This window comes from Trinickia soli (genome assembly GCF_002879855.1).
GTDB lineage: Bacteria > Pseudomonadota > Gammaproteobacteria > Burkholderiales > Burkholderiaceae > Trinickia > Trinickia soli.
In genome coordinates this window covers 1-2,215 of sequence record NZ_PNYB01000058.1, presented here as the reverse complement: position 1 = coordinate 2,215, position 2,215 = coordinate 1, and the positions used below count along the sequence as shown (strand labels likewise).

Annotated in this window: 2 protein-coding genes; both read left to right on the top strand. The window is 64.3% G+C overall.

What is annotated here, in order from left to right:
- Nucleotides 1–909 (top strand): sulfate adenylyltransferase subunit CysD (gene cysD / locus C0Z19_RS27600; RefSeq protein ID WP_233196316.1); only part of this gene is annotated, 909 nt, incomplete at its 5' end.
- Between the two features lie 38 nt (nucleotides 910–947).
- Nucleotides 948–2,215, top strand: a 1,268-nt coding sequence (locus C0Z19_RS27595; protein WP_102613001.1) for a sulfate adenylyltransferase subunit 1, incomplete at its 3' end; no start/stop codon positions are given.

Sequence of the window (2,215 nt, the reverse complement as noted above, 5' to 3'; positions counted from 1 at the left end):
CGCATGGACCACCTCGACTGGCTCGAGGCGGAATCGATCCACATCCTGCGCGAGCTCGTGGCCGAGTGCAGCAAGCCTGCGCTGCTGTTTTCGGGCGGCAAGGACTCGGTGGTCGTGCTGCATCTGGCGCTCAAGGCGTTCGGCCTTGGCGCGAACCGTAAAACGTCGTTGCCGTTCCCGCTCGTTCACATCGACACGGGGCACAACTATCCCGAAGTGATCGACTTCCGCGATCGTCGTGCAGAAGAAATCGGCGCACAGCTCGTTGTCGGTCACGTCGAGGATTCGATCAAGCGCGGCACGGTGCGGCTGCGTCGCGAGACCGATTCGCGCAACGCCGCGCAGGCGGTCACGCTGCTCGAGACGATCGAGCAGCACGGCTTTACGGCGATGATCGGCGGCGCGCGGCGCGATGAAGAAAAAGCGCGCGCCAAAGAGCGCATCTTCTCGTTCCGCGACGAATTCGGCCAATGGGATCCGAAGGCGCAGCGCCCCGAATTGTGGAGCCTGTACAACGCGCGCCTGCACCGCGGCGAGCACCTGCGCGTGTTCCCGATTTCGAACTGGACCGAGCTCGACATCTGGCAATACATCGCGCGCGAAGGGCTGGAGCTGCCCCCGATCTACTACGCGCACGAGCGCGAGATCGTGCGCCGCAACGGGCTGCTCGTGCCCGTGACGCCGCTCACGCCGATGCGCGAGGGCGAGACGAGCGAGACGGCGCTCGTGCGTTTCCGCACCGTGGGCGACATCAGCTGCACGTGCCCGGTCGAAAGCGATGCCGACGACGTGGAGAAGATCATCGCCGAGACGGCCGTGACCGACATCACCGAGCGCGGCGCCACGCGCATGGACGATCAGGCGTCCGAAGCGGCGATGGAACAGCGCAAGAAGCAAGGCTACTTCTAAGCAGCACACCGACAATCGAAAGAACGGGATCGAGAATCATGAGTACTCCTCATCAACCGGCAGACCTCGGCGTGCTGCGTTTCATCACCGCGGGCAGCGTGGACGACGGCAAGAGCACGTTGATCGGTCGCCTGCTGTACGACAGCAAAGCGGTGCTATCGGATCAACTGTCGGCGCTCTCGCGTGCGAAGAACAAGCGCACCGTGGGCGACGAAATCGATTTGTCGTTGCTGACCGACGGCCTGGAAGCCGAGCGCGAGCAGGGCATCACGATCGACGTGGCCTATCGCTACTTCGCCACGGCGCGGCGCAAGTTCATCATCGCCGACACGCCGGGCCACGAGCAGTACACGCGCAACATGGTGACGGGCGCTTCGACGGCGCATGCGGCGATCATCCTGATCGACGCCACGCGTGTGACGAAGGACGAAGAAGGCCGCACGATCCTGCTGCCGCAGACGAAACGCCACAGCGCGATCGTGAAGCTGCTGGGCTTGCAGCACGTGATCGTGGCGATCAACAAGATGGACCTGATCGACTACAGCGAGACGCGCTTCAACGAGATCCGCGACGCCTATGTGGAGCTTGCGCGTCAGTTGGGTCTGGCCGACGTGTTGTTCGTGCCCGTGTCTGCGCTCAAGGGCGACAACATCGTGCTCCCGAGCGAGCGCATGCCCTGGTATGCGGGCGAGCCGCTGCTCGACGTGCTCGAACAGCTGCCGGTGGAGCAGGCGAGTGGCGATGGGCTGCGCTTTCCGGTGCAGTGGGTGGCACGTCAGGACGGCGCGAGTGCCGACGACTTCCGCGGCTACATGGGCCGCGTGGAAGCGGGCGAAGTGCGGGTGGGCGATACGATCGTGGTGCTGCCCGCGCAGCGCGAGGCGACGGTGACCGAGATCATCGCGCCGGTGCCCGGCGGCACGGCGCAGGTCGATCGCGCGTTTGCAGGGCAGACGGTCACGCTGCGACTCTCCGAAGACGTCGACGTTTCGCGCGGCGATACGTTCGTTGCGGCGCAAAGCGCGCCGCAACCGGCCCGGAAGCTCCAGGCGGATTTGTGCTGGTTCGATGACGAGCCGCTTTCGACGCAGCGCAAGTACCTGCTCAAGCAAACGACGAATACGGTCTTCGCGCGTATCGGCGCAATCGAGGAAGTGCTCGACGTGCATACGTTGTTGCATACGAGCGAGAAAGCGGTCATCGCCATGAACGACATCGGCCGCGTGGCGTTGACGCTGCAAAAGCCGATCGTTTGCGATACCTACGACGCGCATGCGGCGACGGGTGCGTTCGTGTTGATCGATGA